Source organism: Providencia heimbachae ATCC 35613 (genome assembly GCF_001655055.1).
In the GTDB taxonomy this organism is placed as follows: Bacteria; Pseudomonadota; Gammaproteobacteria; order Enterobacterales; family Enterobacteriaceae; genus Providencia; species Providencia heimbachae.
This window is the reverse complement of the sequence record NZ_LXEW01000037.1, coordinates 1-24,982: the sequence shown is the minus strand read 5'-3', so window position 1 is coordinate 24,982 and position 24,982 is coordinate 1. Positions and strand designations below refer to the sequence as shown.

Genomic DNA, 24,982 nt, shown 5'->3' with positions numbered 1-24,982 from the left:
CAAATACGGCATCAGTTCTATGATTATACAAAGCAAAAAGGGTAATGCTATTATGGCATTACCCTTTTATTTTGTGCTTTATAAACGGCTAAAAATAACTCACAACAATACCGATAAATAAAATAAAACCGACAAAGTTATTATTCATAAATGCTTTGAAACAAGCCCCACGCTCTCGGTCCACCATCAATTTTTGCTGATAAACAAACAAAACTGAGACTAAAACCAGTGATGCATAATAGATGATGCCAAGTTTTGCTAATAGGCCTATTGAAACCAATATACCAACCATCAAGACTTGCAATGCCCCGATAATCAACTTGTCATAATTACCAAACAGAATTGCTGTCGATTTTACGCCAATTTTTAAATCGTCATTGCGATCGACCATGGCATATTGCGTGTCATAAACAACTGACCAAATAATATTAACCAAAAACAACAACCAACAAACCAGTGGAAGTGATTCATTGACCGCAGAAAAAGCCATAGGAATTGACCAACCAAACGCAGCACCTAAAACGACCTGAGGTAAGTGGCTAACTCGCTTAACAAAAGGATAGACCCACGCCAATGCAAGGCCTGCGATAGATAACCAAATGGTCATTGAATTTAGCGTTAGCACCAACAAGAAAGAGAGGCCAACTAAGCTAGCAAATAAAATTTTTGCTTCTTTTTCCGTGACATCACCGCTAGGAAGAGGACGATGTTTGGTTCGTTCAACATGACCATCAAAATGTCGGTCAGCGAAATCATTAATCACACACCCGGCAGCACGCATAAAAAAAACGCCTGCGGTGAATACAATTAATATATGCAAACTAGGCGTGCTTTGAGCCGCAATCCATAGTGCCCAATACGTCGGCCACAATAATAGTAGTGAACCTATGGGTCTATCAATACGCATTAAACGGCTGTATGCATGCCATTTACTTAGCGTCATACTTCCCTCCACTTTTGTCGTGCTCCTTTCTTTCTCATTGTACTCGTCATAGTTCAATTTGTATCCGGCTTCAAATTACACAGCCATAATTGAATTATTAAAGGTTTTTATATGCAGGTGATTCAGGTAAAAAAATCTCTGTTAACAATAAGGGTTTATCAGACAATCTTAGTCGGGAGCGACGAACCCAGCGCCCTTCGCAGGAACCAATATGAATATAATCTCGAGTGAGATTATCACGACTAAACAAATACCGCCCTAATGGTACACGACCAATATCCACCAGCTGTTGATCGTCATCAGTGAGCGTTTCATCAGGAATAATTGTTTTCCCTAATAACCACGGAATATTATCCCCATACATAACCACTTCTCTTACCCAGTAGCGATGACTTTTGGGTAAACATTGCGCTTCTTCCGCGCTCAACATTTCAGGTGATACGTAACGTTCTAAATAGGGTACTACCGTTACTTTATGGCTATGTCGCTCAAAGCGTTTCGTCATTGAACCTAGCTCGAATAGCCAATCGAGTATGTTGGCTGGCACTGTTTCGTTGTCCTCAGACAACCAATTTATGTTGTAAGAGGTAAAAAGCGTTTCATCCATTACTTAAATTTCCACCATAAAAACATGGTTATTATTTATTTTATTTCTCAGTAAGTAGGATATCACGTTGTTTTGTTACAAGGTTAAAGTTAGCTAACAATTTATATAAAAAGTCACAAATTCAACACGAATTGTAAAAACCAGGTAAAAATATATTTAATTACTAATGAGTTAGCAACGAATGAAAATTTATTAACATCAGAATAATTTATATTATATCGGCCATTAGTTGTCTATCTATTAATAACATAAGGCAGGAAAATATCACCCTTTCCTGCCTTATTCATCACTGACAAGTTATATTGCCAATAGCACTTAGCGCCATGTTTTATAACAGTTAATCAAACCATTTGTAGAGCAATCGTGGCTATCAACCACTTCGCTATTTTCTAATTCAGGCAAAATACGGCTTGCAAGTTGCTTGCCGAGCTCTACACCCCACTGGTCAAAAGTGAAGATATTCAAAATTGCGCCTTGTGTGAAAATTTTATGCTCATACATGGCAATTAATGCACCCAGCGAATAAGGTGTAATTTCTTTAAGTAAAATGGAATTAGTTGGACGGTTACCTTCAAATACCTTGTAAGGTGCAACATACTCCATGTCCTCAACTTTTTTACCCTGCGCAGCAAATTCAGCATCAACCACTTCACGGGTTTTACCAAATGCCAGTGCTTCTGTTTGGGCGAAAAAGTTAGATAACAATTTTTCATGATGATCCCCTAGTTGATTATGTGTCATTGCTGGTGCAATGAAATCACATGGGATCATCTTGGTCCCTTGGTGGATTAACTGGTAGAAAGCATGTTGACCATTCGTACCGGGCTCGCCCCAAATGATGGGACCTGTTTGGTAAGAAACCGGATTACCACTGCGGTCAATATACTTACCATTCGATTCCATATTACCTTGTTGGAAATAGGCAGCAAAGCGGTGCATGTACTGATCGTATGGCAGAATCGCTTCAGTTTCGGATCCAAAAAAATTATTATACCAAATGCCGATAAGCGCTAATAATACCGGAATATTATTCTCTAATTCGGTCTCGGTAAAATGCTTATCCATGGCATATGCGCCGTCCAATAATTGAACGAAATTATCATAACCAACTGATAAAATTATGGATAAGCCAATTGCTGACCACAGAGAGTAACGCCCACCAACCCAGTCCCAGAATTCGAACATATTGTTGGTATCAATACCAAATTCCGCGACTTGCTCTGCATTGGTTGATAATGCCACAAAGTGCTTAGCAATCTGTTTTTCATCTTTAGCCGTTGCCAATAACCAATCACGAGCTGAATGCGCGTTAGTCATGGTCTCTTGGGTGGTGAATGTTTTAGAAGCAATCAAAAATAGGGTTGTTTCTGGATTGAGTTTTTTCAGTGTTTCCGCAATTTGTGTACCATCAACATTGGAAACAAAATGCATATTTAAATGGTTTTTATAGGGACGCAATGCTTCCGTCACCATAAATGGGCCAAGATCAGATCCACCAATACCAATATTCACTACATCGGTAATGGTTTTACCCGTAAACCCTTTCCATTCACCGCCAATAATACGCTCACTGAATTTGTGCATTTTTTCCAGCACGGCATTCACATCAGGCATCACATCTTTGCCATCGACATAAATGGGGGAGTTCTCACGATTACGCAAAGCAGTATGAAGTACAGCTCTATCTTCCGTGCGATTAATTTTCTCACCCTTAAACATGCTATTGATTGCATCTTTTAGCTCAGTTTCTTTCGCTAATGCCAGCAATTTATCTAATGTCTCTTGGGTAATTCTATTTTTGGAGAAATCCACTAAGATTTGACCATCGAACGTGGCTGAAAATTTAGTGAAACGGTCTTTATCCTGTGCGAACAGATCCCGCATATGAACATCTTTCATCTGTGCAAAATGTTGCTCTAGCGCTCGCCATGCTGCCGTTTGACTTGGATTAATACTTCTCATGGATAATACTCTCCAAAACAATTTTAATTAGTTATAGATTGTACCCTGTCTAATAGACAGGACTTATCGGTTTTCTGCGTTATGATGATATTCCCCAATTCTAGCCTCTTTTTCCAGACCTAATTGTCTTTACCCCCTAAATAGCCCAAGTTATCGCTAAAATAATTCGAGTTGAAGATAATTAATTAGCTATCATTAGAATTACTGATTTACATCGATTCTTCATTGACGAAGCCTACCTAACCCGATATTTCTATATATATCCGCAATACTTCAAGTTACAGGAAAGACGGGGTAGCCTCACTGACTACTGGCCTATAATTCGAATCCTATTGGGATTAACAACTATCTTGAGAGCAAATAGGTCTATTTAAAGGGATTGATATCATGAATACAGTAGTGGCTTCATCAGACAGTAATCAATTTGTTATCGCTAAATTTGGCGGAACAAGCGTTGCCAACTTCGAAGCAATGAATAAAAGCGCTGACGTTGTACTTTCTAACCGTAATGTACGCGTCGTGGTTCTTTCTGCATCTGCAGGAATTACCAATTTATTGATTGAGCTAGCTGAAGGGTGTGACATTGATAAACGCAATGAGCTACTACAAAAAGTCAAAAATATTCAATATGCTATCATTGACAACCTGCAAACTGCGAAAATTATTCGAGAAGAAATCAATCGCTTATTAGACAATATTGCCCATTTGGCGGATTCGGCTTCATTGGCAACCTCTGATGCATTAACCGATGAAATGGTTAGCCATGGCGAATTAATGTCAACACTCTTATTTGTTGAAGTTCTTCGCCAACGCAATGCCAACTCACAATGGTTTGATGTCCGTAAAGTCATGAGAACTGATGATAAGTTTGGTCGTGCTGAACCCGACCTTGTGCAACTAAAAGCGTTAGCACAACAACAATTATTGCCTCGCTTACAAGATGCAGTGGTTATCACTCAAGGGTTTATTGGTCGTGACCAAAAAGAGCGTACAACTACACTAGGGCGAGGAGGCAGTGACTATACCGCAGCACTACTTGCCGAAGTTTTAAATTTTGCCCGTGTTGATATCTGGACTGATGTGCCCGGGATATACACGACGGATCCTCGCGTGGTACCTAATGCACAGCGTATTGATGAAATTGCTTTTGATGAAGCGGCAGAAATGGCCACTTTCGGTGCGAAAATTCTTCATCCAGCCACCTTATTACCCGCTGTTCGTGCTGGGATCCCTGTATTTGTCGGTTCAAGTAAAGCACCAGAAGATGGCGGGACGATTGTTTGTGATAAAACCACCAATCCACCACAATTTAGGGCGCTGGCGTTACGTCGCAAACAAACATTATTGACCCTGCATAGCCTAAAAATGCTGCATGCACGTGGCTTTCTCGCAGAAATATTTACTATTTTATTGCGTCACAATATCTCAGTGGATCTAATCACCACATCCGAGGTCAGTATTGCATTAACCTTGGATACTACAGGTTCAACTGGCACCAACGGTAGCTTACTGACCAATGCATTAATGACTGAGTTGTCCGCTCTTTGTCGAGTTGAAGTCGAAGAAAACCTTGCACTCGTGGCGATCATTGGTAACGAGCTTTCTCAAGTTAATGGTCTCGGCAGACAAATTTTCGGTGCTTTGGAATCATTTAATATTCGGATGATAAGCTACGGTGCTAGCAGCCATAATATCTGCCTGCTTGTACCGGGCAATGACGCCGAAGAAATTGTACGCACGCTGCATAGCAATTTATTTGAGTGATCATGATGGACAAAGGCGATCTTAAAGATCGCCTTTGTTTTAGGTATTATAACGGATGACTTTTTCTCAGTGACGCTTGAACATTATCGGTGTATTGCAACATTGAGCCTTTAACCCCCTTTACCTTTTGAAGTAAAGTTAAATTTTGCTTCGCTCGGCCGTTACCTAACGTCACTGCGCGCTCAAACCACATCACTGCACGGAAAATATTTTTATCGCCGCCGACCCCTCTTGCATACATCACCGCAAGGTTATTTTGAGCATCACTATTTTCTTTAAAGGCAGCAGACTCAAGCAATTCTCGTGCTTTTTGTGGATTTTTTTCAACGCCTGTGCCAGTTAAATAAAAAATAGCGAGCTGATTCTTCGCACTAATATTATCGTTTTCAGCCAACTGTAACCAATGGATCACGTTTTTGATATCCACATCTTTTAATTCACTAGCGGCAAAAAGAGATGCTAATTTGAGTTGCGCTTCAATCACCTCATCGTTGGCCATATCCCTATACCACTCAATGGCTTTAGCACGATCTTGTTTTTTCCCACCCGATCCGTTTTCATAGAATTCAGCCACTTTCATCCCAGCTTCTGACGACCCATTGAGTGCAGCTCGTTCATACCATATAAATGCTTCCGCTGAGTCCTCTCCAACGCCATCACCTTGCTCATATGCCCTTGCAATTGCAAGTTGAGCTGAAACATTATTTTGTTGAGCAGCCCTTTTGTACCAATATATCGCTTGGTAACTATTCTTTTCGATTAAAGGATGGCCTTGCTGGTAAAAGTCACCCATATTGACTTGGGCAATGGCAGAGCCCATATTTGCCGCTTGGCGATATAAATAAATGGCGGTTTCTTCATCTTGTTCCACCCCTTCACCATTTTCATACATCACGGCTAAATTATTTACCGCAGCAGAGACACCGTTCGTGGCACTTCTTTCATACCATTCCCGCGCTTTTTGGTAGTCAACATCGCCCCCTAAACCATCATGATAGAATAAACCTAGGGCAAATTGAGCTTGTGATTGCTCTTGTTCTGCGGCTTCTGAGTACCATGCCTTCGCTTGCTGATAATTTTCTTCTACACCCAAACCTCGTTCATACAAGAAACCCATCGCATACTGGCAATAAGCATCGCCTTTTTCCGCCCCTTTTCGATACCAGCGTTCTGCCTCTATGTATTTTTCCTGATTTTGTGCCAACATCCCTAAGTAATAATCACCGTCGGTATTATTTAAATCCGAAGCTTTTTTAAACCATTGATAAGCCATTTTATTGTCAGCATCTAAAAATTCAGTGCCATCCATATAAGCAATACCCACATCAATCATCGCTTCAATATCACCCTTCGATGCTTGGATTATTTTACTTTTAAATTCAGCAGGAAGGTTATTTTGTTTTATTTGCGTAGAAGTGGTCTGAGATTTTTCTTTTACTTGGTTCGTCTCTACAGACTCTGCTTGTACTAAAGGTACACAGCCGATGCAAAGACTTAATAGTAGAGACTGTAATTTCATTACTTCAATCCATTCATTGGAATTATATTAATAACATAGCATTCCAATGAAAAAATCATAAGGGCTGCAAGCTTAAAAAGACTTATTTGGATAAGATAAATAAAAAAATTCAGGCAATTCGAATTTAAATATTTAATTCGAATCCACCTGAATTTATGGTCATAACAAGAATAGACTAATTAACTCGATATCCGCCGTGCTTACTGGCAAATAAGTTAAACTTACCCCACTCAATCAGTAGTAACTCCAATTTTTTATGACTGATATGACAAAGCTCTGAAATTTGAGAAACCACAAAATGGTTTTCACTCACCAGTTCAGGTGAAAAAATCTCGGCAATCCATTCACTCTCTTTTGCAGTGACCAACCAACCATCATTAGTCGCAAACTTATGCACTGGGATCATTCCCGCCTTAGTACTCGGTTGAGACAACAATTTGTCTTCATCTTGCTGAGCTTGGTGAAAAGCCGCAATTTCCTCCTCAGAAGGAGCCGGTTCCATTACTTCTTGGTTTTCAAGAAATAAATAGATTTCTTCAGCTCGAGCAGGTGTTAGCTCGCTCTTTAGCCAGATTTGATTAAAACAATGTTCATCGAGTGAATCGTCTGTATCAAGCTTATCCATGATTTGTAAAATACTCATCATGGCACTCACCGCATCCTCACTCATCATAAATGTACTAGGTGCGGCACTATTTTGAATCTGATAAGGAAAAACGGCTGTTGAGAGCAACTCATCTTCAATAATAAATTCATAACTCATCATTGGACCCCTTTAATGTCTTATGGATAAGATGGTGCCTAATGCATGAAAAATCAATCCACTTATTCATTATGATTCAGGATCATAACCTAGATTAGGGGCTAACCAGCGCTCAAGCTCAGTAACCGACATCCCTTTGCGCTTGGAATAATCTTCAATTTGATCTTTTTGCAACTGCGCCACTGCAAAATATTTACTATCAGGATGGCTAAAATACCAACCCGATACTGCTGCACCTGGCCACATCGCAAATGAACTTGTCAATTTCATACCCACTTGATTTTCGACATCCAATAACTGCCAAATTTTTTCTTTTTCAGTATGTTCAGGACAGGCCGGATAACCCGGAGCAGGTCGAGTACCTTGATAATTTTCACGGATAAGCTCTTCATTGCTCAGTTTTTCATCTGCTGCATACCCCCAATAATGGGTTCTAACCTGTTGATGTAAATATTCAGCAAATGCTTCTGCCAGCCTATCTGCAAGGGCTTTGAGCATGATTTTATTATAATCATCATGGGCGTTCTCATATTGTTCTGCTAGCGCATCCTCTTCTAATCCCCCCGTGACAGCGAATGCGCCAATATAATCGGCTTTACCGCTATTTTTTGGGGCAATAAAATCAGACAAACAATAATTTGGGAAGTCTGTTTTCAGGGTTTGTTGACGTAAATTAAGACCAATATTTAACACCTCACTACGGCTTTCATCGGTATATATTTCCACGTCATCACCCGTATTATTGGCAGGGAAAAGACCAAAAATTCCTTTTGGTGCCAGGCGCTTATTTTTATCTAGCATATCCAACATATCATTCGCATCACGCAATAATTTACGGGCTTCTACACCGACGACTTCATCGTCTAAAATGCGTGGATATTTACCCGCCAATGACCATGTCATGAAAAAGGGTGTCCAATCGATATAGTGTCTCAGAGTCTCAATTGTGGCTTCTACCTGCTGGACACCTAAGAAGTTCGGCACTGGTGGCTGATAATTTTCCCAATCAATTTTAACCGCATTCGCTCTTGCAATATCAAGGGAAACGGGGGGAGTCTTTGGTCTTTTACGCCCATGTTGTAGACGTACAGTTTCATATTCACGACGTGTTCGTGCCACAAACTCGTCTTTTTGTTTCGCCGAAAGTAGCGCAGAAACAACGCCTACTGTTCGTGATGCATTTTGCACGTAAGTGGTTGGGCCACTAATATAAGCGGGTTCTATTTTAACCGCGGTGTGCGCTTTGGATGTTGTCGCGCCACCAATCAACAGTGGCAAGGTAAACCCTTGTCGCTCCATTTCTTTGGCAACATGCACCATTTCATCAAGGGAAGGTGTGATAAGTCCAGATAAACCAATGATATCGACATTTTGTTCACGGGCTGTTTTCAAAATAGTTTCACAGGGAACCATAACGCCTAAATCAATGATCTCATAGTTGTTACACTGTAAAACAACACCCACAATATTTTTTCCGATATCATGAACATCCCCTTTTACCGTCGCCAATAAAATCTTTCCGGCACTGCGACCAGATTGTTTTAATTCTTGAATATAGGGTTCCAAATGGGCTACGGCTTGTTTCATGACCCTAGCGGATTTAACCACTTGAGGTAAAAACATTTTTCCTTCACTAAATAAGTCCCCGACAACGTTCATGCCATTCATCAACGACCCTTCAATCACCTCTATTGGGCTAGCCGCTCGCTGGCGTGCTTCTTCCGTATCTTCAACAATAAACTCGGTAATGCCTTTTACTAAAGCATATTCTAACCGCTTTTCCACTTCCCAACTGCGCCACTCCGCTTGCTGTATTTGCTGCTCTTCTGATCCTGTTGAACGGTATTTTTCTGCCAGTTCCAATAAACGTTCAGTGCTGTCATCACGACGATTTAAAATAACATCTTCAACCGCATCTTTTAGCTCTGAAGGTAAATCGTCATAAATGGCCAACTGGCCTGCATTAACAATCCCCATATCCATGCCATTGCGGATCGCGTAATACAAAAAGACAGCATGAATAGCTTCGCGAACAGCGTCATTTCCTCTAAATGAAAACGACACATTCGACACCCCACCCGAAATCATCGCATGGGGTAGTTGTTGTTTAATATCTTTACAGACTTCAATAAAATCAACAGCATAGTTATTGTGTTCTTCAATTCCAGTCGCAACAGCAAAAATATTAGGGTCAAAAATAATATCTTCGGGTGGAAAGCCAACGGTTTCTGTCAAAATTTGATAAGCACGGCGACAGATTTCAATTTTTCGCTCACGGGTATCCGCTTGACCAATTTCATCAAAAGCCATCACCACCATGGCAGCGCCATATCTACGCACTAATTTGGCATGTTCAATAAAAGCGGCTTCCCCCTCTTTCATCGAAATAGAGTTAACAATTCCCTTGCCTTGAATGCATTTTAAACCCGCTTCGATGATCTCCCACTTAGAGGAGTCAATCATAATCGGTACTCGTGCAATATCAGGCTCACCTGCAATTAAGTTAAGAAAACGCACCATTGCAGCTTTGGAATCCAGCATTCCTTCATCCATATTGATGTCAATAATCTGTGCGCCACTTTCAACTTGCTGACGAGCAACATCAAGAGCCTCTTGGTAATTTTCTTCTTTTATTAGGCGTTTGAATTTTGCAGACCCGGTTACGTTGGTTCTTTCACCCACGTTAACAAATAATGATTTTTCGCCAATATTAAGGGGTTCAAGCCCTGATAAACGGCATTCAACCGGTAATGCAGGAAGTTGACGAGGGGCGACGCCTTTCACCGCTTCTGCCATTTTTTTGATATGCAGCGGCGTGGTGCCACAACAGCCCCCAACAATATTCAAAAAACCTGCTTGTGCCCACTCATGAATTTGCCCGGCCATATTTTGCGCATCAAGATCATATTCGCCAAATGCATTTGGTAAGCCGGCATTAGGATGAGCACTCACATAGCACTGCGCAATCCGTGATAATTCAGAAACGTATTGGCGTAATTCATCAGGCCCCAAGGCACAATTAAGACCAAATGAAATTGGCTGTGCATGACGTAACGAATTATAAAACGCTTCGGTGGTTTGGCCTGAAAGGGTGCGACCAGAGGCATCCGTGATCGTCCCAGAAATCATAATAGGCAAAGAAACCCCAAGGGCTTCAAACTCACTTTCTACCGCAAAAACGGCAGCTTTTGCATTCAAGGTATCAAAAATAGTTTCGATCATAATTAAATCGACGCCGCCTTTCACCAATGCTCGAGTCGATTCACGATACGCTGCCACCAGCAAATCAAAGGTCACATTTCGAAAAGCAGGGTCGTTAACATCAGGGGAAATAGAAGCCGTGCGGTTTGTTGGGCCGAGAACCCCCGCGACATAACGAGGTTGTTCTGGCGTTTTACGCGTCCATTCATCCGCACACTCGCGAGCAATACGCGCTGCTACTTCATTAATTTCTGCGGAAAACCCTTCCATCCGATAATCCGCCATTGCTATCGGTGTGGAGTTAAAGGTATTTGTTTCAATAATATCTGCGCCCGCTTCGAAATATTGATTATGAATATCTCGAATAATTTCAGGCTGAGTTAACACCAAAAGATCATTATTGCCTTTTATATCACTCGGCCAATCAACAAATCTTTCACCACGGAATTGTTCTTCTGTTAATTTGTGGCGTTGGATCATTGTCCCCATTGCCCCATCCAGTACTAAAATTCGTTTTGTTAATTCTTGTTCTAATTTATTGATTTTACTGGACACTGCACTGCCCTCCTGAAATCGGGATCCCGAGTAATAAGTTAAATTTTTACCACTTACATCCTATCACAACTTTTAGTGAGAACATTTGTCTCAATGATGAGAGTTTCTCAGGTTGCCTTAGATCTAATTTCTCACTGATCAGATGAGTATTTTCAGGTGAAATCATTCATAATAGAAACAAAAATACATTCCAGTCAGGAGAGACTTAATGGCGACTGCACCAATTACTAAAAAAATAAAAAAGGCGAAAGGGCCAGCAAGTGGCGCTACAGCAGCAGGGCAAGTCCAATCATTAAGTCGAGGACTGACGCTTCTGGAATACATTTCTGAATCAACCGGTGGGATAGCGCTAACGGATTTAGCACTGCAAGCTGGCTTGCCGAATTCAACCACACACCGACTCTTAATGACCCTAGAACAACATGGATTTGTCCGACAAACAGGGGATTTAGGCTTATGGGTTATCGCATCTCACGCATTTATCATTGGTAGTAGCTTCCTTGAAAGCCGAAATTTATTAGCATTAGTGCATCCAATATTACGTCGCTTAATGGATGAATCAGGGGAAACGGTTAATTTGGCGATCCTCGACCACAGCGAATATGACGCGGTCATTGTTGACCAAGTTCAGTGTAATGCATTAATGAGAATGTCTGCGCCAATCGGCGGTAAACTACCATTACACGCTTCCGGTGCAGGCAAAGCCTTCATTGCTAATCTATCAGAAGATAAGCTCATTCCACTGCTAGGTCGTAAAGGGTTACATGCCTATACACCTCACACCCTTACGAATCCCTCTGCATTAAAAGAAAATTTGCAACAAGCTAAAAAACAAGGATTTTCTTATGATGACGAGGAACATGCGCTAGGTTTAAGATGTATTGGTGCCTGTATTTATGATGAGCACAAAGAAGCCTTTGCCGCTATCTCTATTTCAGGCCCCTTATCACGCATTACCGACGATCGTATCACAGAGCTTGGAGCGATGGTCATCAAAGCCGCCAAAGAAATTAGCCGTGAATATGGTGCAAACCGATAACTAATTCTTTATGACTGCGATATAAAAATAAATGATTTGGAGACTGCGGGAATGCCCCGCACTCTCACTTAATCGCCCTGCTGATTCGAATAGATATGATCTGGCTGGCTTTTGCGTTGAAAATCCCTAAACTTCTGTATGCTTCGATATTTTTCAATTAAAGCCAACACAATGGCTTCTGTTTCAGCATCAGCTAATCCATCAATATCACGGGGACGAAAATGCAATTGGAACGCACGGAGCGTTTTTTGTGTTTCTACATCCAATTTTCCTGACAGAGGGATCCCTGAATATCCATAAAATTTAAGCGCTTTTTGTAGCTGCAAAACATTGCTTCGCTCATTAACATTACGTCCAGCCAAATATTTAGATACCGTCTTAGGATCAGGCCATGCACCTATCCCTTGCTGTGATAATCGTTGCCATGGAAATGCCCTACCCGGATCCTGCTTGCGAAGCGGAGCAATATCACTGTGGCCTATGACATTTTCGGCAGGAATATTGTAACGCTGCATAATATCTTTCACTAACGGAACAAGCGCATCAATTTGCTCATCATTAAAAGGAGCCCAGCTTTTATTGCCTTGCTTGTCTACTTGATAGCCTGAATTCACAATTTCAATACCAATTGAACTATCATTCAAACTTGTATGATAAAGCCAGCGGCTATCCCCAGCGTGCCATGCTTTTAATTGCTCAGGCACAAGTTGTAATATAACTGGTAGATTGTTCCTCTGTTGAGGTTTACTTGGAAGTAAGTAATGGGAGCTGACTTTTCCTTTCGTTAGTAAATAAATGGAATAATCATCATCTGAAACCGTATAGTGCAAAACAATATATTGAATACGCTCGCTGGTATTTTTTGATACGTTGCTATGGTCTAAATAATAACCTGTTTGTGATGATGGCGTTGAGCAACCAGCAAGTAAAAAGACGAACAATATTCCTATAATCTTGTACATGCCAGTAATGCCCTTATTCTATTTTTAATCGCTGTTGATTTAACCATATTACTTTAGACAACACTATAAAAAGGTAGAGTATTTGGTGATATAGGTTTTAAGAATATTAATGTGTAGGGAGTAAATAATAGGAGAAAAACAGAGATTTAGTAAATTCTGATACATATAATATTAAATTATAGCTTACATTTATTATGCATTTTTAAAAAATCAGCATAATAAAATATCAATAATGACTTGTTGTATCACTAATTTATTATTGGTATGAAATTTTTTAATTGATGAAATTATCTTTTCATTTCATCAATTAAACTAAAAACAATTACAATAGTGTTTAAATGTTTTTACTTTAACCACTCGTAATAGTTGTACTCACGGCTGTTTTTATGATTTTAATTTATTCAATTTGCTTACTTAATAGGTTGGATATTTACAATTAATTTAGCAATCTAGTTTAAATTGTTCACCAAATAACAGAGGATTCATACTTATTACCTATTAATCAATGCTATATACAGATTTTTCATGTTCTACCTGTTTTACGATAAGATTAGTAATATCATTAATATCAATATCTAAAAAAATAACGATTTCAATCAATTTCTCTAAACTAAGCTTATTAATACCAAGTTCATAACGTGAGACTTGTTGCTGACTTAGATTAATAATTGTCGCTAATTCATTTCCAGATAAGCCTTTGCTAACCCTTGCTTTACGTAAATGATTGCCAAGTAATGCATAAATGTTTTTTTTATCTGGTATATGCATAGACATCCTCCTAAATAAAAAAATTAAAATCTAGCTAGTATTATTCATTATAAAATTAATCCGTTACATTTAAAATAGTTATGAGCAATCAAAGAATAACAATTGATAGGCAATCATATCATTTTGCGATAATAAAAAGAGACTCTGATATTATTTATACTGTAATACTCTGCTTTATAACTAATTTTTAAAAATTGCATTTAATCGGTATAAATATCTATAGCTATTGATCCATTCGATAATTTCATATTCATTTACACTTTAAATAAGTACTGAAATAAATAGAAACTAAAAAAATATACATAAAATAATTTTTCCATACTAAATTTTATTTTTTAAAATAATATAGGTTAGTCTTATTATCTATTTACAATAGTAATTGCAGGGCGCGATGAACTCCCTATCCAAAATAAACAACATTAACGGTTTACTTAAAAACACTAAATAAGTTTATATCTGTCTAATTATTTATTTTAGATCTTAAAACAATGATACCCACTTTACTCTGCAAGTATCTTTCTAGTTCGATATCACTCACTTCAAAATTATTTCGTAATGATGAAGCATTTCTAAATATAACCTTGTTATTTTCTCGGATCACAATACCCACATGCGTTACATCTAACCCTTTATTATTAGAGTATATCCCAATGTAATCTCCTGTTTTTAATAACTCAATAACGTCTTTATCGACATAACCAGATGGAATATAGTTTATAATCCTATCTTTAACGTCAACACCCGATAAAAACAACTCTCCATTACTCCCCCTATTTAACTCTTTTTGAACCCTTATCGTATGAGGGCTAATGCGTGTTGTAATATCTTCAGCAATACTTTCGGGTTCCTGAGCCCAATCAGTAAAAAAGTGGCGTCTTTGGCTAAAAGAAACGTCTTGATTGATATAGCGAGTATTTGCAAGATAAAATAAAAATTGTTCATAATTTTCAGCATGTTTGAAAGCTTCTGCATATTCGATAAAGGTCATACAATCCATTGCCTTCAAATTAATCGTCAATCTCTCTATCGATAAGTAATTCATATTCAAAGTATTATCGTTATATGGTGTTCCTAATAATTCTTGTGTAATTATTTTTACTTTTTGCTCCGGTTGAGCCCCTTTGCTCCCCACTAACACACGTTCCAAAATAGAATAAGAACCTGGTGTTAAAACAGCCTCAGCACTCATTAAATGAGGTGTTAATAAAATGGCGGCTGCACATAGTCTCTTAAGCATATAATTTCTTCCTATCTCTATTTATCCACGACTACACTCATAGACTCTATTTTCCCCGATAAATTCATCACCATACACTGTAAATAATGTGGATAAGGCGGATTGATGGGCTTTAAAGTGTGGCGAACCAATCTTGATACAGATCACAGTTAGATTGGAATCTTTGTTTTGATCATTGCAACTGTTTCATTTTCATTGAACAATGTTACCGGTAACATTGGTGATATAATTAACAAAATGAATAGAAATTTAATTCCTGCACAACCAAAGCTGTGTGCAACGACATTATTTTCTTTGTGGAGCAATTATCATGAGCAATAACAATTCAACAGTGGCAAGTTCTCCAAAAATAAATGACGATATAATGCGTATTACCCAACGGGTTATACGCCGCTCTGTGAAAACGCGTGAAGCTTATCTCAATAAAATTGAGCTCGCTCGAAGTCAGACCGTGCATAGAGCTGAACTTGCCTGCGGTAATCTTGCTCATGGTTTTGCTGCTTGTCAGAGTGAAGAAAAGCAAATACTTAAAAGTATGACGCGTTCTGATATTGCTATTATTAGCGCCTACAATGACATGCTTTCAGCCCATCGTCCTTATGATAATTATCCTGAACAATTGAAAAAATCTCTACTTGAGGCGGGTGCTATTGGGCAAGTCGCAGCCGGCGTTCCAGCTATGTGTGATGGTGTGACCCAAGGCCAAGATGGGATGGAGTTATCACTGCTTAGTCGGGATGTCATTGCAATGTCCACTGCAATAGGCCTGTCTCACAATATGTTCGATGGTGCACTCTATTTAGGTATTTGTGACAAAATCGTACCCGGTTTAATGATTGGTGCATTGTCATTTGGTCATTTACCCGCTTTATTTGTTCCTGCTGGGCCGATGGCAACAGGGCTGCCGAATAAAGAGAAAGTTAGGATCCGCCAGCTTTATGTCGAAGGAAAAGTAGACCGAGATGCTTTGCTAGAAGCGGAATCCGCATCTTATCATAGCATCGGAACCTGTACTTTCTACGGTACCGCTAACTCGAATCAAATGGTTATGGAAGTCATGGGACTTCACTTACCAGGCTCATCGTTCGTTCAACCTGATTCCCCTTTACGTACAGCATTAACCGATGCCGCAGCTCGTCAAATCACACGCTTAACAGAGCAATCAGGTAATTATTTACCTATCGGCCACCTCGTTGATGAAAAAGTTATTATTAACGGCATCGTCGCACTACTTGCCACTGGTGGTTCAACCAATTTAACGATGCATCTTGTCGCGATAGCCAGAGCTGCAGGCATTATGATCAATTGGGATGATTTTTCTGAATTGTCCACCATTGTGCCGCTAATTTGCCGAATCTACCCCAATGGGCAAGCGGATATCAATCAGTTTCAAGCCGCAGGTGGCGTTTCTCTTCTAATTAGACAATTACTGTCAAAAGGCCTCTTACATGAAGATGTACAAACCGTTGCGGGGACTGGGCTGTCACGTTATACCTTAGAACCATGGCTAAACGATGGGCAGTTAGCGTGGCGTGAGGGCACAAAAAACACCTATGATAGCAGTGTGATCGCGGATATTAATCAACCGTTCTCCTCCCATGGCGGCACTAAATTACTTTCAGGTAATTTAGGTCGAGCAGTAATGAAAACCTCTGCGATTCCGGAAAAAAATCAAATTATTGAAGCCCCCGCTATCGTCTTTAATAATCAAAATGACATCGCCCCTTTGTTTGAATCGGGGGAACTTAATCGTGATTGCATTATTGTCGTGCGTTTCCAAGGTCCAACCGCAAATGGTATGCCAGAACTTCATAAATTGATGCCACCTCTGGGGGTATTAATGGATAGAGGCTATAAAGTTGCCTTAGTCACCGATGGGCGTTTATCTGGCGCGTCAGGTAAAGTTCCTTCCGCAATCCATGTTACACCTGAAGCCTACAAGGGTGGGTTACTGGCAAAAGTGATCAATGGCGATATTATCCGAGTAAATGCATTAACTGGTGAGTTATCATTGTTGGTTGATGAACAAGAATTGGCACAGCGCCAATCTTATCAACCGGATCTTAGTCGTGAACGTATTGGATGTGGTCGCGAATTATTTGGTGCATTGAGAAGACATTTATCAGGTGCTGAAGAAGGTGCTTGCAGCATCGATTTTTAACCCATTACCGTTTAATAGGATAAATTATGAATAATTGGAAAATAGCCGCTGAAGATATACTCAAACAAGGCCCAGTTGTCCCAGTCATTGTGATTAAAAAACTTGAACAAGCAGTACCACTCGCTAAAGCCCTAATGAAAGGCGGAGTTAAAGTACTCGAAGTGACACTACGCACTGAATGTGCCATTGAAGCCATTCGTTTAATCGCTAAAGAAGTTCCCGATGCGATTGTCGGCGCAGGCACGGTGATTAATCCGCAACAACTTTCTGCGGTGACTGATGCGGGCGCTAAATTTGCGATTAGTCCTGGGCTTACAGAAGAGTTACTCGATGCAGCAACCAAAGGAAAGATCCCTTTAATTCCCGGCATTTCAACAGTATCAGAGCTAATGTTGGGTATGAAATATGGTTTAAAAGAATTCAAATTTTTCCCCGCAGAGGCTAATGGTGGCGTCAAAGCACTCAAAGCCATTGCGGGTCCATTCTCGCAAGTTAAATTCTGCCCAACAGGCGGTATTTCACTTGCAAACTATCGTGATTACTTAGCACTCAACAGTGTGCTATGCATCGGTGGTTCATGGCTAGTCCCCGAAGATGCATTAGCAAATGGTGACTATGAAAAAATCACACAACTCGCCCAAGAAGCCATTCAAGGTGCTAAAGCGTAATATTACCTAGATGAAATAGCAGGTAGAACATTGTTAGATTACCTGCTATTTAGCAATACTATGATTTATTTCGTTATCAACAGGTTCATCAAAACGCTGGCAAAAGCGTAATGCTTGGTGATAAGCAAAAACATCTTCTACGTGACCACTTAGGATCCGGTTTTGCAAGCTTTTCCAGTAAGTTGCTGAAAAAATATCGGCATGATTTTGGTGTAAATAGTGACGTATTTTAGAATCCTGACAGATAAATAAAGCAAACTCTTCAGGAAATACATCTTGCTCACCAATGCTGTACCAAGGCTCCGCAGAGAGTTCCTGTTCAGGGTATAAAGCCTCCGGAATATCACGAAAATTCACTTCAGTCATATAACAAATTTCATCATAGTCATAAAAGATAACGCGTCCATGACGTGTTACGCCAAAATTTTTAAATAACATATCACCCGGAAATATATTTGCGGCGGCTAACTGTTTAATTGCACAGCCATACTCGTCTAATACTCGATGCAGCTGTGTTTCATCAGCGCTATCCATATAGATATTCAGCGGGATCATTTTTCGCTCCATATACAAATGGCGAATTAAGATTTTATCCCCAAGATCTTCAATTTGTGATGATGCTTCTGCTTGTAATTCAGTCATAAGGTCATCACTGATAAAGCGTTTATCAATGATAAAATTCTCAAACTCTTGGGTATCTGCCATACGCCCAACCCGGTCGTGCTCTTTGACCAATCGGTAGCATTCTTGAACTCGTGCTTTAGTCACCTCTTTTTGAGGTGCAAATTTATCTTTAATTATCTTAAAAACACGATCAAAAGAAGGGGAGGTAAAAACCAGCATAACCATCCCTCTTACACCAGGCGCTATATCGAACTGTTCACGTGAAAAATTAATGTAAGCCAGATATTCACGGTAATATTCTGTTTTTCCGTGTTTTTGGCAGCCAATCGCCATATATAACTCAGCAATCGATTTACTCGGTAAAATCTCTCTCAACCAAAAAACTAATGCTGCCGGAAAAGGCGCGTAAACCATAAAATAAGATCGGGCGAAACCGAAGACAATACTCGCTTCATCAAACTCAATTAAACAAGTATCCACATAAATTTCCTTTTTTTTATCATCATGGTGGATGGGTAATAAAAAAGGAAATACTTCATTGCCAATATATATTTTTCCAACTAACCACGCTGCTTTATTACGATAAAAAAGCTCATTAGCAACATGTAAGCTGATACTTTGTTTTTCTATATTCGGAAATTTAAATTTTAAAGTTTCAATAATACATTGAATATCAAAAGATAAATTACGCCATTGTAATCTTAGTGATAATCCGTTAAGTATTGAATACAATACGCTCGACAAATTTCCAGTCACCTTATACTCACGAGCAAGAGGCCTAGGTAAAGTGCGAAAACGCCTCGCAGACTGCGATGTGAAAATAAATAAATTTTCCTGTGTCAGATCTCTATGTTGGAATAGCCTGCAATAAACTGAATTAAAAAAACTTTCTGCAATTTCAAACCGTGGATAGCTCGGTAATAATGTCACGTAAACCTGTTTAATTTGTGACAGCATTTTCGGTGTTAATGTTTGTACTAGCCCCATACATTTAAGCTGTGCAACAACTAATCCTACATGGTGATCATAGAGCTGTATTCTTTGTTTCATAGCTTGTTGAATAGCATGCCAATCAGCATGCTCAAAGCGTTCCTGAGCGCCTGATGTTATCTCTAAAAATCGACCATACTGAGCGTCAAATCCTTGTAAAATTGTTTGGGCAATTATCTGTTCAGTCACTAATGTCATTTTATCCCCCAACAAAAAAACAGGCACTTAAAAGTGCCTGAAAATTAACAGATACACCAAACCAACAAATACACCAGGTAACAATAAAGCGGGTAATACAGTTTAAACTAAAATTGCTCTTCTTCCGTCGAACCTGTCAATGCTGTCACTGATGAAGTACCACCTTGAATAACCGTCGTCACCTTATCAAAGTAACCCGTTCCCACTTCTTGTTGGTGAGAAGCGAAGGTATAGCCTTTATTCATCGCAGCAAACTCACATTCTTGAACCTTTTCAACATAATGCTTCATACCTTCTCCTTGAGCATAAGCATGAGCAAGGTCGAACATGTTGAACCACATGCTGTGAATACCCGCTAATGTAATAAATTGAAAACGATAACCCATTGCTGACAATTCATCTTGGAAACGCGCAATCGTGGCATTATCCAAATTTTTCTTCCAATTGAATGATGGCGAGCAGTTGTAAGCTAATAGCTTACCCGGATATTGCGCATGAATAGCTTCAGCAAATTGACGTGCAGCCTCTAAATCAGGCTTTGAAGTTTCACACCAGACTAAATCTGCATATGGCGCATAGGCTAATCCACGGCTAATAGCTTGATCAATGCCTGCATTAGTACGGAAAAAACCTTCAGAACTGCGTTCACCCGTCACGAATTCGGTATCGTAAGGATCACAATCTGATGTTAATAAATCAGCAGCATCTGCATCTGTCCTTGCAATAAGAATAGTTGGTACCCCTGAAACATCTGCAGCTAAACGTGCTGCAACTAGCTTTTGAATCGCTTCTTGGGTTGGAACTAAAACTTTGCCCCCCATATGGCCACATTTTTTTACAGCTGCTAGTTGATCTTCAAAGTGGACAGCTGCTGCACCCGCTTCAATCATATTTTTCATCAACTCAAATGCGTTTAATACGCCACCAAATCCAGCTTCAGCATCAGCAACGATAGGTAAAAAGAAATCGATATACTCTTTATTATCTGAACCAATCCCATTGGCCCATTGAATTTGATCTGCACGGCGGAAGGTATTGTTAATTTTTTCGACAACCGACGGAACCGAATCAACAGGGTATAAAGATTGGTCAGGATACATGCTGGATGCTGTATTTGCATCGGCAGCGACTTGCCAGCCAGAGAGATAAACAGCTTCAATCCCTGCTTTAGCTTGCTGTAATGCTTGTCCTCCCGTCAGTGCGCCTAATGCATTCACATAACCTTTTTTTGATGCACCGTGCAATTGTGCCCAGAAACGTTCTGCACCTTTACGCGCTAAGGTGTGTTCTATGTTGACTGAACCACGCAGCTTTATCACTTCTTCCGCTGAATAAGGGCGAGTAATTCCTTTCCAGCGAGGTTTTTTCCATTCATTTTCTAATTGAGAGATTTGGTCTATGCGCGATGTAGTCATGGTTAACTTCCTTTATAAGAATAAGTAGGGTCTATCGAATTATGTAATCGTTATTAATCTATTAGCTGATAGCCAGGAATAGTCAGGAACTCAATAAGCTCATCCTGTGTCGTTATTCTGCGCATCAACTCAGCTGCCTCACGAAAGCGTCCACTCTGGAAACGTTTGTCGCCAAGCTCTTTTTGAATAACCTGTAACTCTTCATCAAGCATTTCTTCGAAAAGTTCTTTCGTCACTTTTTGACCGTTAGATAACGATTTACCATGACGGATCCATTGCCAAATTGATGTACGAGAAATTTCAGCCGTAGCCGCATCTTCCATCAGACCATAGATAGGTACACACCCATTTCCCGTAATCCAAGCTTCGATATATTGAACGGCAACGCGAATATTAGCTCGCATCCCAGCTTCAGTTCTTTCACCTTCACAGGGCTGTAATAGCTGTTCTGCTGTGATTTCTTCATCGGAATCACGTGTTACGTTGAGTTGATTTTTACCATCAGCAAGGGCTTGATTGAAGACATCCATTACCGTATCAGCAAGACCGGGATGTGCAATCCATGAACCGTCATGCCCATTTTTAGCTTCAAGTTCTTTGTCTGCTTTTACTTTGGCTAAAATAGCTTGGTTTTCTTCTGCATCCTTACTTGGAATAAAAGCTGACATTCCACCCATAGCAAAAGCACCGCGTCGATGACATGTTTTAATCAACAAACGTGAGTAAGCATTTAAAAATGATTGAGTCATGGTGACAACTTGACGATCCGGTAGAACTCGATCTGAATGTTCTTTTAATGTTTTGATATAACTAAAAATGTAATCCCAACGCCCACAATTCAGTCCCACAATGTGATGACGCATGTGATACAAAATTTCTTCCATTTGGAAAACAGCCGGTAGTGTTTCAATCAGAACCGTTGCTTTAATTGTCCCACGAGGGATCCCAACGATATCTTCCGCCATGCTAAATACATCACTCCACCACTTAGCCTCCTGCCAAGATTCCAGTTTTGGAATATAGAAATAAGGGCCACTTCCTTTTTCAAGTAGAGCTTGATAGTTATTAAAAAAATAGAGTGCAAAATCAAATAACCCACCTGGAATTGGTTTATTCCCTGAAAGCACATGTTTTTCATCTAAATGAAGCCCACGAACACGGGCAATCAAGACCGCAGGATCTGATTTAAGTTGATATAATTTTCCATTTTCGTTGGTATACGAAATTTCACCTCTAATCGCATCACCTAAATTTATTTGCCCATCGATCAATTTCTCCCAAGAAGGCGAGAGAGAATCCTCAAAATCGGCCATAAAAACTTTCACATTAGAATTCAAGGCATTGATTACCATTTTTCGTTCAACAGGCCCGGTAATCTCAACACGGCGGTCCTGTAAATCTTCAGGAATATTTTGCACTTTCCAATTTGAATTTTTAATGGAACTTGATTCCGAAATAAAATTAGGTAACGAGCCTGCATCAATAATAGCCTGCTTTTCAACTCGCTCCTTTAATAGCAATTCTCTACGAGGAAGAAACGCCTCAACTAACTCAGAAAGAAAAGCAATAGAATCAGTATGTAATACTATTTTGTCTTGCTGATTAATATCTTTAGTAAATGTTAAATCAGATATAGATAACTGCTGTTCCATTGATCAATCCTCATTCGTGTTTCGCAATGAAGTAAGGATAGGATCAAAAACAAAATAAATCAAAAACGATTTCCATTTTATTTAAAAATAGACGTATCATGATGATATTAAACAATATAATTTATTATTATTTTTAATCTTGATTTTCTTTTTTTAGAATTAAAATGTTAAATACTCGTTAAATCAAATAATTAGAAGTCCGTTGACAGATTGCTAGTTTGTCTCAAAAACAAAAAAAGCCGCAATCTAGTCGCGGCTTTGGTTCTACTCTTACTGAGAAAATCAGAGATAACTTCCATAAATTAACAGATTAATTAAATATTAATTCGTTAATATGAAAAATATCAGTACTTAATTTTCATTTTAATCTAAAGTTGGATCCATATTACTCAGATCAAATGGTGTGATCTGGTACACATAATAATTAAGCCAATTAGAAAACAATAAGTGCCCATGACTACGCCAACTAATAATAGGATCATTATTTGGGTCATTATTCTTAAAATAATTACACGGTAGATCCGGGGTTAATCCTGCATTGAAATCACGCCAATACTCTAGTGCAAGAGTATCCCCATCGTATTCAGGATGCCCTGTCACAAAAGCGAGTCGCTTATCTTTTGAGGCAAATAAATAAGCCCCAGCTTCGCTAGAACTCGCCAAAATATCTAAATCAGTATGCTGGCGAATAAGTGCCTCAGGAAAGTCAGCATAGCGCGAATGGGGGGCATAAAATGAAGCATCAAACCCGCGTGTTAATAATGCGTAAGGCTCTAAAGTATCGTGCTGGTAGACACCCGAAAGTTTTTCTTCCCTTGTCCACTTTGGTAACCCATAAAGAATCTTAAGTGCTGCCTGTACAGCCCAACAAACAAACAGCGTCGAGGTGACATGTTTCTTCGCCCATGCGATTACTTTTTCAATTTGTTCCCAATAACAAACATCAGTAAACTCAACTAGCCCTAGAGGCGCACCCGTCACAATCAGGCCATCAAAATTTTGGTTTTGAATATCATCAAAATCACAATAGAAATTATTCAGATGCTCTGTCGGTGTATTTTTGGATTCACGCTGATCAATTCGTAATAACTGAATATCAATCTGTAATGGTGTATTTGATAATAACCGTAAAAACTGATTTTCAGTTTCTATTTTCTTAGGCATAAGATTGAGTATTAACACTTTCAAAGGGCGTATCTCCTGATGACTTGCCCTTGTCGTTGTCATGACAAAAACATTCTCTTCACGCAAGAAATTTACAGCGGGTAGCTCATCTGGTAAACGAATTGGCATCATTTATCCCTTTTATACGTTTAGACTTCTAGAATGCTAAATAATCTAACCAATGTTACCCACCTTGTCGAGCTTTTCAAGGTTAGTTGAATTAATTTCATATAACCAAAAATGCTATGCTTATTCTTTAAGTTTATCAAATTTATAATTTGATGATTTTACACAGGTTTTATAAGTATCTAATATTTTTTATTTATTTCTACCCATAGTACTGTTGATTTAATTCTCAGTTTTTACATGACACTCGATATCACCCTATAAAATCAATTTAATTTAAATCTAAAGGTTGCTATTTATTTCTGGTGATAGGCTAACAGGTTTAGATGGAAAACAAAGGAAGCAAGCGAAAATAGAAAGGGGGAGGATAAGAACAAGAGAAGCCCGCTGGTTATATCCGTGGGTTAGGCGGTTAATCGCGAGAACAAACGATAAAAGAGGTCAGATAAGCTTTCATAAATTGGTATTAAATAAAATTGATCAAATGAATAAAGTGAAGAGTGCACAGGAAAACGAGATCCCCTGACGAGAAAGCGATGTCTTTAATCAAGGTGATAAGACAATAAAATAGACGGTTTGGTAAGAATAAAGAAAAGGGGTCTGCTGTATTGCGTATTGGCAAGGCCCTATCCGTGAAGTCCACGAGAGCAAACGGCAAAACAGG

The 24,982-nt window shown here is 39.3% G+C and carries 18 protein-coding genes; 4 read left to right on the top strand and 14 right to left on the bottom strand.

The annotated features are described in order from the left end of the window. Positions 1 to 88: 88 nt before the first annotated feature. The 3 genes from ubiA to pgi form a co-directional block, all read right to left on the bottom strand. Positions 89 to 943, bottom strand: coding sequence for a 4-hydroxybenzoate octaprenyltransferase (gene ubiA, locus M998_RS12670; RefSeq protein ID WP_068909180.1), 855 nt, complete (start codon positions 941 to 943; stop codon positions 89 to 91). A 97-nt stretch (positions 944 to 1,040) separates the two neighbouring features. Further along, positions 1,041 to 1,550 carry a chorismate lyase gene (gene ubiC, locus M998_RS12665; RefSeq protein ID WP_068437327.1) on the bottom strand — a complete coding sequence of 170 codons (510 nt, stop codon included), beginning with the start codon at positions 1,548 to 1,550 and terminating at the stop codon, positions 1,041 to 1,043. 315 nt (positions 1,551 to 1,865) lie between these two features. After that, positions 1,866 to 3,512 (bottom strand): glucose-6-phosphate isomerase, encoded by a 1,647-nt coding sequence (gene pgi / locus M998_RS12660; protein WP_068909178.1) that lies wholly within the window; start codon positions 3,510 to 3,512, stop codon positions 1,866 to 1,868. Positions 3,513 to 3,899: 387 nt separating this feature from the next. On the opposite strand from pgi, the gene lysC reads away from it, so the two are divergent. After that, the gene (gene lysC, locus M998_RS12655; RefSeq protein WP_068909176.1) at positions 3,900 to 5,276 is read left to right on the top strand and encodes a lysine-sensitive aspartokinase 3; all 1,377 of its coding nucleotides are present in this window, start codon (positions 3,900 to 3,902) and stop codon (positions 5,274 to 5,276) included. Between the two features lie 46 nt (positions 5,277 to 5,322). Here the strand turns inward: lysC and M998_RS12650 are convergent, their stop codons facing one another. The 3 genes from M998_RS12650 to metH form a co-directional block, all read right to left on the bottom strand. Then, positions 5,323 to 6,795: a tetratricopeptide repeat protein gene (locus M998_RS12650; protein ID WP_068909174.1), complete on the bottom strand. Its 1,473-nt coding sequence runs from the start codon at positions 6,793 to 6,795 to the stop codon at positions 5,323 to 5,325. A gap of 175 nt (positions 6,796 to 6,970) precedes the next feature. Continuing rightward, positions 6,971 to 7,561 carry a hypothetical protein gene (locus M998_RS12645; RefSeq protein ID WP_175403090.1) on the bottom strand — a complete coding sequence of 197 codons (591 nt, stop codon included), beginning with the start codon at positions 7,559 to 7,561 and terminating at the stop codon, positions 6,971 to 6,973. Positions 7,562 to 7,627: 66 nt separating this feature from the next. After that, positions 7,628 to 11,314 (bottom strand): methionine synthase, encoded by a 3,687-nt coding sequence (gene metH, locus M998_RS12640; protein ID WP_068909171.1) that lies wholly within the window; start codon positions 11,312 to 11,314, stop codon positions 7,628 to 7,630. A 208-nt stretch (positions 11,315 to 11,522) separates the two neighbouring features. Between metH and iclR the strand changes: the two genes are divergently transcribed. Continuing rightward, on the top strand, positions 11,523 to 12,353 hold the full coding sequence (gene iclR, locus M998_RS12635) for a glyoxylate bypass operon transcriptional repressor IclR (RefSeq protein ID WP_068437309.1): 831 nt from the start codon (positions 11,523 to 11,525) through the stop codon (positions 12,351 to 12,353). Between the two features lie 68 nt (positions 12,354 to 12,421). Here iclR and M998_RS12630 read toward each other — a convergent pair whose 3' ends face one another. The 3 genes from M998_RS12630 to M998_RS12620 all read right to left on the bottom strand — a co-directional run bounded on the left by M998_RS12630 (position 12,422) and on the right by M998_RS12620 (position 15,320). Further along, positions 12,422 to 13,315, bottom strand: a complete 894-nt coding sequence (locus M998_RS12630) for an N-acetylmuramoyl-L-alanine amidase (RefSeq protein ID WP_068437306.1) — start codon at positions 13,313 to 13,315, stop codon at positions 12,422 to 12,424. A gap of 498 nt (positions 13,316 to 13,813) precedes the next feature. Then, on the bottom strand, positions 13,814 to 14,083 hold the full coding sequence (locus tag M998_RS12625) for a helix-turn-helix domain-containing protein (protein WP_231906671.1): 270 nt from the start codon (positions 14,081 to 14,083) through the stop codon (positions 13,814 to 13,816). A 460-nt stretch (positions 14,084 to 14,543) separates the two neighbouring features. Continuing rightward, positions 14,544 to 15,320, bottom strand: a complete 777-nt coding sequence (locus M998_RS12620; protein WP_068909169.1) for an N-acetylmuramoyl-L-alanine amidase-like domain-containing protein — start codon at positions 15,318 to 15,320, stop codon at positions 14,544 to 14,546. A gap of 364 nt (positions 15,321 to 15,684) precedes the next feature. Between M998_RS12620 and edd the strand changes: the two genes are divergently transcribed. Further along, positions 15,685 to 17,481 (top strand): phosphogluconate dehydratase, encoded by a 1,797-nt coding sequence (gene edd, locus M998_RS12615; protein WP_375342653.1) that lies wholly within the window; start codon positions 15,685 to 15,687, stop codon positions 17,479 to 17,481. 26 nt (positions 17,482 to 17,507) lie between these two features. Then, positions 17,508 to 18,149 carry a bifunctional 4-hydroxy-2-oxoglutarate aldolase/2-dehydro-3-deoxy-phosphogluconate aldolase gene (locus M998_RS12610; RefSeq protein WP_068437295.1) on the top strand — a complete coding sequence of 214 codons (642 nt, stop codon included), beginning with the start codon at positions 17,508 to 17,510 and terminating at the stop codon, positions 18,147 to 18,149. 45 nt (positions 18,150 to 18,194) lie between these two features. Here M998_RS12610 and aceK read toward each other — a convergent pair whose 3' ends face one another. The 5 genes from aceK to M998_RS19730 form a co-directional block, all read right to left on the bottom strand. Further along, positions 18,195 to 19,961 (bottom strand): bifunctional isocitrate dehydrogenase kinase/phosphatase, encoded by a 1,767-nt coding sequence (aceK, locus tag M998_RS12605; RefSeq protein WP_068909166.1) that lies wholly within the window; start codon positions 19,959 to 19,961, stop codon positions 18,195 to 18,197. 107 nt (positions 19,962 to 20,068) lie between these two features. Further along, positions 20,069 to 21,376: an isocitrate lyase gene (gene aceA, locus M998_RS12600; protein WP_068909164.1), complete on the bottom strand. Its 1,308-nt coding sequence runs from the start codon at positions 21,374 to 21,376 to the stop codon at positions 20,069 to 20,071. Between the two features lie 53 nt (positions 21,377 to 21,429). Next, the gene (aceB, locus tag M998_RS12595; RefSeq protein ID WP_068909162.1) at positions 21,430 to 23,028 is read right to left on the bottom strand and encodes a malate synthase A; all 1,599 of its coding nucleotides are present in this window, start codon (positions 23,026 to 23,028) and stop codon (positions 21,430 to 21,432) included. Between the two features lie 363 nt (positions 23,029 to 23,391). Beyond that, positions 23,392 to 24,321 (bottom strand): homoserine O-acetyltransferase MetA, encoded by a 930-nt coding sequence (metA, locus tag M998_RS12590; protein ID WP_068437283.1) that lies wholly within the window; start codon positions 24,319 to 24,321, stop codon positions 23,392 to 23,394. Positions 24,322 to 24,784: 463 nt separating this feature from the next. Further along, on the bottom strand, positions 24,785 to 24,982 hold a 198-nt coding region (locus M998_RS19730), incomplete at its 5' end, for a hypothetical protein (protein ID WP_211272258.1).

Coding starts and splice junctions, on each gene's coding strand:
- ubiA (WP_068909180.1), bottom strand. CDS start 943: ATGACGCTAAGTAAATGGCATGCATACAGCCGTTTAATGCGTATTGAT.
- ubiC (WP_068437327.1), bottom strand. CDS start 1,550: ATGGATGAAACGCTTTTTACCTCTTACAACATAAATTGGTTGTCTGAG.
- pgi (WP_068909178.1), bottom strand. CDS start 3,512: ATGAGAAGTATTAATCCAAGTCAAACGGCAGCATGGCGAGCGCTAGAG.
- lysC (WP_068909176.1), top strand. CDS start 3,900: ATGAATACAGTAGTGGCTTCATCAGACAGTAATCAATTTGTTATCGCT.
- M998_RS12650 (WP_068909174.1), bottom strand. CDS start 6,795: ATGAAATTACAGTCTCTACTATTAAGTCTTTGCATCGGCTGTGTACCT.
- M998_RS12645 (WP_175403090.1), bottom strand. CDS start 7,561: ATGATGAGTTATGAATTTATTATTGAAGATGAGTTGCTCTCAACAGCC.
- iclR (WP_068437309.1), top strand. CDS start 11,523: ATGGCGACTGCACCAATTACTAAAAAAATAAAAAAGGCGAAAGGGCCA.
- M998_RS12630 (WP_068437306.1), bottom strand. CDS start 13,315: ATGTACAAGATTATAGGAATATTGTTCGTCTTTTTACTTGCTGGTTGC.
- M998_RS12625 (WP_231906671.1), bottom strand. CDS start 14,083: ATGCATATACCAGATAAAAAAAACATTTATGCATTACTTGGCAATCAT.
- M998_RS12620 (WP_068909169.1), bottom strand. CDS start 15,320: ATGCTTAAGAGACTATGTGCAGCCGCCATTTTATTAACACCTCATTTA.
- edd (WP_375342653.1), top strand. CDS start 15,685: ATGCGTATTACCCAACGGGTTATACGCCGCTCTGTGAAAACGCGTGAA.
- M998_RS12610 (WP_068437295.1), top strand. CDS start 17,508: ATGAATAATTGGAAAATAGCCGCTGAAGATATACTCAAACAAGGCCCA.
- aceK (WP_068909166.1), bottom strand. CDS start 19,961: ATGACATTAGTGACTGAACAGATAATTGCCCAAACAATTTTACAAGGA.
- aceA (WP_068909164.1), bottom strand. CDS start 21,376: ATGACTACATCGCGCATAGACCAAATCTCTCAATTAGAAAATGAATGG.
- aceB (WP_068909162.1), bottom strand. CDS start 23,028: ATGGAACAGCAGTTATCTATATCTGATTTAACATTTACTAAAGATATT.
- metA (WP_068437283.1), bottom strand. CDS start 24,321: ATGCCAATTCGTTTACCAGATGAGCTACCCGCTGTAAATTTCTTGCGT.